General features: G+C 71.7%; 5 protein-coding genes and 1 pseudogene. 1 reads left to right on the top strand and 5 read right to left on the bottom strand.

Features of this window, described 5'->3' with window-relative positions; genetic code table 11:
* Positions 1-428 precede the first annotated feature (428 nt).
* The 5 genes from EF918_RS28990 to EF918_RS29010 all read right to left on the bottom strand — a co-directional run bounded on the left by EF918_RS28990 (position 429) and on the right by EF918_RS29010 (position 7,747).
* A complete protein-coding gene (locus tag EF918_RS28990; RefSeq protein ID WP_125651897.1) occupies positions 429-2,594 on the bottom strand; it encodes a hypothetical protein in 2,166 nt (721 codons plus the stop codon).
* Positions 2,595-2,802: 208 nt separating this feature from the next.
* Entirely contained in the window at positions 2,803-3,462 is a 660-nt protein-coding gene (locus tag EF918_RS39345; protein ID WP_125651898.1) for a DUF3800 domain-containing protein, read from the bottom strand.
* A gap of 355 nt (positions 3,463-3,817) precedes the next feature.
* The gene (pepN, locus tag EF918_RS29000; protein ID WP_125651899.1) at positions 3,818-6,343 is read right to left on the bottom strand and encodes an aminopeptidase N; all 2,526 of its coding nucleotides are present in this window, start codon (positions 6,341-6,343) and stop codon (positions 3,818-3,820) included.
* 32 nt (positions 6,344-6,375) lie between these two features.
* A complete protein-coding gene (locus EF918_RS29005; RefSeq protein WP_125651900.1) occupies positions 6,376-6,687 on the bottom strand; it encodes a chorismate mutase in 312 nt (103 codons plus the stop codon).
* Between the two features lie 46 nt (positions 6,688-6,733).
* Positions 6,734-7,747, bottom strand: coding sequence for a histidine kinase (locus tag EF918_RS29010; protein WP_312847874.1), 1,014 nt, complete (start codon positions 7,745-7,747; stop codon positions 6,734-6,736).
* Here EF918_RS29010 and EF918_RS39210 point away from each other — a divergent pair.
* Positions 7,697-7,837 (top strand): annotated as a pseudogene (locus tag EF918_RS39210) (phosphoenolpyruvate carboxylase); the annotation flags it as partial. The gene EF918_RS29010 and the pseudogene EF918_RS39210 overlap by 51 nt on opposite strands.

A 7,837-nucleotide genomic window follows, 5' to 3' on the forward strand; every position in this document is an offset into this window, starting at 1 on the left:
GTCTGGCCCGCCGGCGGGCCAGACCGCGTGGTCATGCGGGTCCTCACGTACGGGGCCGGGACCGTGGGCCGCCCCGGCCGGGCGCAGGAGGGGCCGACCCCTCACCGATCACAACGACCCAACCCGAACGGGGTAACACCCCCTGCCCCCGCCTGCGCCGGGGCGAAGCCGGACTCCGGTCCGGCCGGCGCCACCACCCGGGCCGAAGCCCGGCCCCACAGGGGCGCGGGCAACTGCGCGGCCGGCCACCGACGGCCTGCAGCCCGCAGGACAAGCGCCACCCCTACGGCGGCAGCCGGCCCGCAGCCCCGCCGCCGGGGCGAAGCACCCACGACGACTACAGCCCGTCGCGGGGCCGGGCGCGCAGTTCCGCGCGCCCCTGGGCGGTGGCTCCGGTGCAACCGGGGGTCAGGGCGTGGGGTGGCCGGTCATGCCCAGTCCTCCTCGGTGTCGTCGTACTCCTCGTCGTCCTCGTCGGCCTGGTCCGGCCGATGGTGGTAAATGATGGTGGCGAGGTCGCGGACCTCGTCGTCCAGGGTCTTCCACTCCGGGTGCGACCCGAACGGCTCCAGGGTGGTCTGTTTCGCTTCGGGTGTCTTGGCGTAGTCGAGAAGAGCGTCCAGCCGCTGCCGGGCCGCTTCCACTGCCACGACGAGGTCCCTGCGCTTCTGGTCGAGCACCTCGCCGACGGTCATGGTGTCCTCGGAGGCCCGGTCCTTCTCCTCGTCCAGCGCCTGGGCGCGAACGGGATCGGAGGCTTCGACCACGCGCCAGGGGGTGAGGGCGAGGGAGGCGACGCCTCCCTGGTCCTTGCGCAGCCGGTCCGGATGCTCGGGGTCGACGTCGGGGATGGTGTACATCTCCGTCTTGTCCTTGCCGAGCAGTTGCGTGGCGGAGAAGGAGTTGACGCATTCCCTGTCCGCGTCGAATGCGTTGGCCGCCACGGCGAGCATCCACAGGCCCTCGTGGCTCTCGGCCAGTCCGGCCACCACCTGGTCCACGTTGCTCCGCCAGGGAACGGTGTTCCCGACCGCCGAGCCCACGTTCCGGGTGATCAGTTTGTCGGCGAGCAGGGCGGTACCGCCGGCCACGGTGAGGGTCTGACGGGCATCGGTGTCCCCCTCGTGGGCAGCGGGTACGAGGTGGGTGAAGTCGTCGCAGGGAATCGGGGTCCAGTGGCCGAGTACGGCCTTGGTGAGGACGCCCCCGTTGGCCCAGGCGTTGCGGGCCTGCTTGAGCGAGGCGGATTTGGCTCCCCGCCAGGGCAGGTCGATGATCGGGCCGAGGAGTTCGGCGTATCCGGCTGTCTTCATCTGCCGGGTGCCCTTGATGTCCTTGGCGTGCCGCTTGACCTCCCTGAAGACGTCATCCCTGGTCAGGTGATGTACGAGGTAGACCGCGCGCCACAGAGGGGTGCCCGGTATCCGGCGGTCCCCGAAGACCTCGGGCAGCTCCTCCGGCCGCCGCCTGCCGAGGGCGAGGGCGACCACGCCTTCGAGGAGCCGCGTCTCGCTCTGGCCGTTCAGGTGCACCCTTCGCAGGGCGCGGGAGCCGACCTCCACGTTCTGCGCCGCGGACTCCCATGCCTTGAACTCGACGTGGAGCGAGGCGAGGATGCTGCGCACCGCGTCGTCGAACACCTCCTCGGCGGGCAGGGTGGTCGTTCCGTGGCGGCGAAGTCCGACGGTGATCTGTGCGGGGACGACGAGGGTCTGGCCGAGTCGGACGGACCGGTCGGCCGGCTGTCCTCCGCCCAGGCCTTGGTAGAACTCGGCGCGGAGTTCTGCCAGTGCGTCCCGGCGGCCGAGTGCCATGCGCTGGCTGCGTGGCTTCTCCGCGCCGCGGCGCTGGGGCTTCTCGGCGAGAAGCAGGTCGCCGGCGGTTCGGGCGATCTGGTCCGGAGTAGGGCTCTCCTCTCCAGTGAGGAGGGCCCATGCGCTGGTCAGGCGAGTGATGCCGTCGCGGACGACGAGGATGTCGACCGGCTCGGTGCCGTCCTCGAACTCCAGGCGCGCGGGGTGGGCGATCACGGCTCGGGTGATGCGCCGGGCGAGGATCGACTGGTCGTACGGGTTGGGGTTGGCCCGCCGGGTCTCGGTGATGGTCTGGCGCAGGTGCGCGCGGAGGTGGGCGATGTCGCGGTACGTGTAGACGACGCAAGCGAGGGGTTCCCCGTCGTGCCCCAGGTCGCCCAGGACGACCGGGTCGTCGACCGGGAGGGCCTCCTGGCCGGTGCGGGGCTGGAGGCCCGGGAAGAGTTCGGTGAGCCAGGCGCGGGTGTGCAGGGAGCGGAGGGTGGCGCCTTCGACGTGCTCCTCGATGAGGGCGGAGAGCAGGCCCTTTTGGGCGCGGAGTTGAGCGGCGGCCGAATCGGGGGCGACGACGGCGCGGGCGACGGCATGCCAGGAGTCCACGTCGAGGGTGGCGCCGGGCGAGTTCAGACCTGCCTTGACGAGGGATCCGCGGTCTGTCACGGACGACAGTTCCGGCAGGTCGTTCTCGAAGCCGGAGACGGTGAATTCTTCCTCGCCGTAGAGGAAGGTGATGCTCTGAGGGCCTGAGGTGGCGGGATCGGCGGTACGACGTTCACCCATCGAGGGTTCTTGGAATCCAGTGGGGACGGACAACGTCACTCCTTAAGGGCGGAAGGCTCCGCGGTGTGTGACCCGTCGCTGTACGGGTGGTTTCGTGTGGTAGTGGTGGGTACACTGGTTGTGTAGTCCGGGCAGCGCCGGCGGCGTCTGTCAGGTCTGCTTTTACGGAGGCCCTGGCGCGTGCGCCGGGGCCTCCGTGGTTCACGGCTCATGCCTCCCGCGGTGGCGGAGCCTTCGGCAGGTGCTGGGCGTGCCAGTACCACATGAACTCGCGTTCGGGCTGCCGGGCCACTGCCTGGCAGGCCGTGTAGGCCACCAGGTCGGCGGCCTGGATCCACAGCGACTCGTGGGCCGGTACCTGGGCTGCGGGGCCGATGAGCCGACGCGGGCGGACCTGTTCGTGGACCTCGGTGTAGAGGTGCTCGGTGCCGTCGCCGTCCACGGTGAGCGCGGCGTACCGGCCGTCCTCGACGAGCGCGGCGTCGAGGGAACGGAGCAGACCGCTGAAGGCGGCCCGCTTGGCGGCACGGAAGTCGCGGTCGATCGAGTAGACGGAGTGGACCGTCAGACCCGGAAAGCGCCCGATGAGGTCCAGCAGGCTCTGGGCCATGCGGCGGCGGTCGGTCCGGTCCGGGTTCCGGTCGCCGGGACGGCCCCGGCCTCCGAGGAACTTCGCCGTGTGGAACTCGTAGTCGACGGGGATGCCGTGCTGGTGCAGCCAGTCGTGACGCAGGTCTGCGTAGCGGGATTCGAAGCTCGCCGTACGGTGGGGTACGACGGTGATCGCGGAGAAGACCGCGAGGCCAGCTCCGGGGATGCCGGAGTCGTCGCTGTAGGCGAGACGATCGGCTAAGACGTAGGCGTTGATGGCTGGTGGGCCCTTCGCTGGATCCGTGGGAGGACTCGGGTGTCAAGCGGCTGCACCGCTCGACCCGGGGTGTGGATCCGCGATACGCGCTGCGTCGACCCGGAGAGTCGCTCGACGGACCGTTGCTCGCGTCCTTGCCTGCCCATGGGTCGGGTGGCAAGGTCAGCTCTGGGCTCCCGCGGGGAGCATCCGGCCGATGCCGGATACCGCGTCACGTCTCACCAAGTGGCTCGTAACCCCTCAAGAATATCACCGGCACCTGTCGGATCGTCAGACGATTTGCCTCTCGCCCGCACATGCCGGCTCCCGCCCCTCTCACGACTCCCCAGAGGGACGGGAGCGAAGTGGCCGCAGATCAGCCGACGTTGGTCGAGCGGATGTGCAAGGCTCGCGTGAGGTCGGCCAGTTGGTCGGTCAGTTTGCGGTGGAGGAGGGGGATGAGGTCCGGGTTCGACAGGCAGGCTCGGGCTGCTTCCACCGTGGTGGGGGACACCGCGTGGGTGGGGAAGGCCCAGCGGCCCGCGGCTTCGCCGATGGCCGGGCCGCGGCGGGCGCCGAGGGCGACGGCGTCGGCCCAGTAGCGGGAGACGTAGGGGGCGGTCAGGTCGGTCTGCTCCGGCTGCCAGAAGCCCTGGGCGGTGGCGGTGAACAGGTAGTTCGACAGGGAGTCGTCCTCGAACATGCGGGCCCAGGCCGTCGCCTTGGCCTCGGCGTCGGGGAGGGCGGCGCGGCAGCGGGCCGCGCCCTCCTCGCCGGTGGCGCTGGGGTCGGCGGCGAGGGCCTCGGCGATCTCCGGCTCGCCCACCGCGCCGAGCACGGCCAGTCGGCCGAGGATCCGCCAGCGCAGCTCGGGGTCGAGCTCGGGGCCGCCGGTGACGGTGCCGTCGGTGAGCCAGGCGGCGATGGTGTCGGGCTGGGTGGCGCTGTCGATGAAGACGCGTACGGCGGCCAGCCGCAGGCCGGGCGCCTGGCCGTCCTCGGTGCGGCGGATCAGGTCGCGGGTGGTCGAGGTGATCAGGCGCAGGGCGCCGGCCCGTTCCTCGGGGGCGAGGTACTGGTCGGCGATCTGCTGGCGGGCGAAGCCGAGGACGCCCTGGACGACGGCGAGGTCGGTCTCCTCCGGCAGGTGGGCGTGGACGGTCTCCAGGTAGGCGACGGGTTCCAGTTCGCCGTCGCGGACCATGTCGCGCAGCGCGTTCCAGAGCACGGCGCGGGTGAGGGCGTCGGGGATGCCCGACAGGCGGCGCAGGGCCGTCTCCAGGGAGCCTTCGTCGAGGCGGACCTTGGCGTAGGTGAGGTCGCCGTCGTTGAGGAGGACCAGGGCGGGGCGGGGGCCGGTGCCGGAGACGACCTCGCCGGAGGGGACGTCCAGGTCGAGGCGGTCGCGCAGCTCCAGCCGGCGGGCGTGGCCGGGTTCGGCGTCGTAGGTGCCGACGGTGAGGCGGTGCGGGCGGCTGCCGTCGCGGCGGACGGCGAGGGTCCAGCCGCCGGGGCTTTCCTGGAGCTCGGGGGTGAGGGTGTCGATGCCGGTGGTGCGCAGCCAGATGTCGGCCCAGGCGTGGACGTCGCGGTCGGTGCTGTCGGCCAGGGAGTCGACGAAGTCGGCGAGGGAGGCGTTGGCGAACTTGTGCCGGGTGAAGTGGGTGTTGATGCCGGCCAGGAAGTCCTTCTCGCCGAGCCAGGCGACGAGCTGGCGCAGGGCGGAGGCGCCCTTGGCGTAGGAGATGCCGTCGAAGTTGAGCAGGGCGCCGGCGGTGTCGGGGACGTCGTCGGGGTCGGGGGCGACGGGGTGGGTGGAGGGGCGCTGGTCGGCGTCGTAGCCCCAGGACTTGCGGGTGACGGCGAACTCGGTCCAGGTGTCGGTGAAGCGGGTGGCTTCGGTGAGGGTCTGGTAGCCCATGTACTCGGCGAAGGACTCGTTCAGCCAGATGTCGTCCCACCAGCGCAGGGTGACGAGGTCGCCGAACCACATGTGGGCCATCTCGTGGGCGACGACCATGGCGCGCCGCATGCGTTCGGTGTCGGTGACGGCGGAGCGGAAGATGAATTCGTCGCGGAAGGTGACCAGGCCGGGGTTCTCCATGGCGCCGGCGTTGAACTCGGGGACGAAGGCCTGGTCGTAGGAGTCGAAGGGGTAGGGCTCGGAGAACTTCTCGTGGTAGCGGTCGTAGCAGGCGGTGGTGACGTCGAGGATCTCGTCGGCGTCGGCGTCGAGGTGCTCGGCCAGGGAGCGGCGGCAGTGGATGCCGAAGGGCAGTCCGGCGTGCTCGGTGCGTACGGAGTGCCAGGGGCCGGCGGCGACGGCGGCGAGGTAGGTGGAGATGACCGGGGTGGGGGCCGATTCCCAGGTGCCGGCGCCGTCGGCCTCGCGGGTGCCGGTGCGCTCGGTGGTGCCGTTGGCGAGGACGGTCCAGTGGCCGGGGGCGGTGACGGTGAAGGCGAACGCGGCCTTGAGGTCGGGCTGGTCGAAGGCGGCGAAGACGCGCTGGACGTCGTCCATGAACATCTGGGTGTAGACGTAGGTCTCGCCGTCGGCGGGGTCGGTGAAGCGGTGCAGGCCCTCGCCGGTGCGGGAGTAGCGCATGCGGGCCTCGACGCGCAGCTCGTGGTCGCCGGGGGTGAGGCCGGTGAGGGGGAGCCGGTTGCCGGTGAGGATGTCGGGGTCGAGCGGCTGTCCGTCCAGGGTGGCGGAGCGCAGGGCGTCCGGCTTCAGCTCCACGAAGGTGTCGCCGGCGCTCTTGGCGCCGAAGTGGATCACGGTGGTGGAGTCGAACGTCTCGTCGTCACCGGTGAGGTCGAGGGTGACGTGGTACCGGTGGACGTCGAGGAGGGCGGCTCGGGTCTGCGCTTCGTTGCGCGTCAGTGCGGACATGGGGCCCATGCTGCCTGAAGGGGCGGCCGAGCCCCAGCCCCCTATTCTTCGCCCGCAGCGATCGTCTCGTGGTGGCGGATGACCTCGGCGATGATGAAGTTCAGCAGCTTCTCGGCGAAGGCGGGGTCGAGCTTGGCGTTCTCGGCGAGCTCGCGCAGCCGGGCGATCTGGGCGGCCTCGCGGGTGGGGTCGGCCGGGGGGAGCTGGTGGCGGGCCTTGAGGTGGCCGACCTGCTGGGTGCACTTGAAGCGTTCGGCCAGCATGTGGACCACGGCCGCGTCGATGTTGTCGATGCTGTCCCGGAGGCGGGCCAGCTCGGCGTAGACGTATGCGTCGATCTCGCTGCTGTTCATGGTTCCCGAGCTTACGTGGCGGGCGGGCCGGGCCGGCCGGGCCGTGTCACTGGGTGAGACGGTGGTCCCCCGATCGGGAAGGGGCCGGCCGGTGGGGGACGGGGAGGACGGCGCGGACCTGCCAGCCGCCCTCGGGGGCGGGGCCGGCCTTGAGGGTGCCGCCCATGGCCTCGGCGCGTTCGGTCATGCCGGCGAGGCCGTAGCCGCCGCCGCGGGCCTTCTCGGAGAGGCGGGCGGGGCGGCCCCCGTCGTCGGCGACGCGGATCTCCAGGCCGGCGGGGACGGTGCGCAGGCCGATGCGGACGGCGGTGGCGGTGGCGGCGTGCTTGGTGATGTTGGTGAGGGCTTCGAGGACGATGCGGTGGGCGGTGGCGGCGACATCGTCGGGGATCTTGGTCTCCAGGTCGTGCTCGACGTAGAGGACGACGGGCGGGCCGGTGGCCGAGAAGCGCTCGGTGAGCTCGCGGAGGTCGGCCAGGCGGGCGACGGGGCTGGTGCCGGGGCCGGTGGCGGGGTCGCCCTCGCGCAGGACCTTGACCAGGCGGCGCATGGAGCCGAGGGCCTCGTCCCCGGCGGTCTCGATCCGGCCGAAGATCTCGGCGGCGCGGTCGGCGTCGACGTGGGTGTAGCGGGCGGCGCGGGCCTCGACGACGATGCCGGTGACGTGGTGGGCGACGAGGTCGTGGAGCTCGCGGGCCAGCTCCAGGCGTTCGGCACTGCGGACGGCGTCGAGCTCGCGGCGGCGCTGGACGGCCTGGAGGCGCAGCAGCAGGGAGTAGGCGGTGACGACGACGGTGAGCACGGAGAACAGCAGGGTGAAGCGCCCGGGGTCGGTGTCGCGCACGGGTACGGCCATGCAGCCCAGGCCGAGCAGCGGGCCGAGGACGGCGGCGGTGCGGGCGGGGGCGCGCAGCAGGACCCCGGAGAGCAGGACGAGCAGGGCGACGGCCTCGCCGGCGCCCCAGACCTCCAGGGGGCGGTCGCCGAGGATGAGCAGCAGGGTGGCGGTCCAGGTGACGGCGGCGGCTCCGGCCTGAAGGCGCTGCGCGAAGCCGGCCAGGACGACGTCCTCACCGAAATGGGCGACCGCTGGCACTTCTTCCGCAACTTCCTGTCCAACGTCGAAATGACCCTGGCCAAGACCGACCTG

The sequence above is a fragment of the Streptomyces sp. WAC06614 genome (assembly GCF_003949795.1).
In the GTDB taxonomy this organism is placed as follows: Bacteria; Actinomycetota; Actinomycetes; order Streptomycetales; family Streptomycetaceae; genus Streptomyces.

Bases quoted from the DNA above. Each gene is read 5' to 3' on its own strand.
- EF918_RS28990 (WP_125651897.1), bottom strand. From the start codon at position 2,594: ATGGGTGAACGTCGTACCGCCGATCCCGCCACCTCAGGCCCTCAGAGC.
- pepN (WP_125651899.1), bottom strand. From the start codon at position 6,343: ATGGGCCCCATGTCCGCACTGACGCGCAACGAAGCGCAGACCCGAGCC.
- EF918_RS29005 (WP_125651900.1), bottom strand. From the start codon at position 6,687: ATGAACAGCAGCGAGATCGACGCATACGTCTACGCCGAGCTGGCCCGC.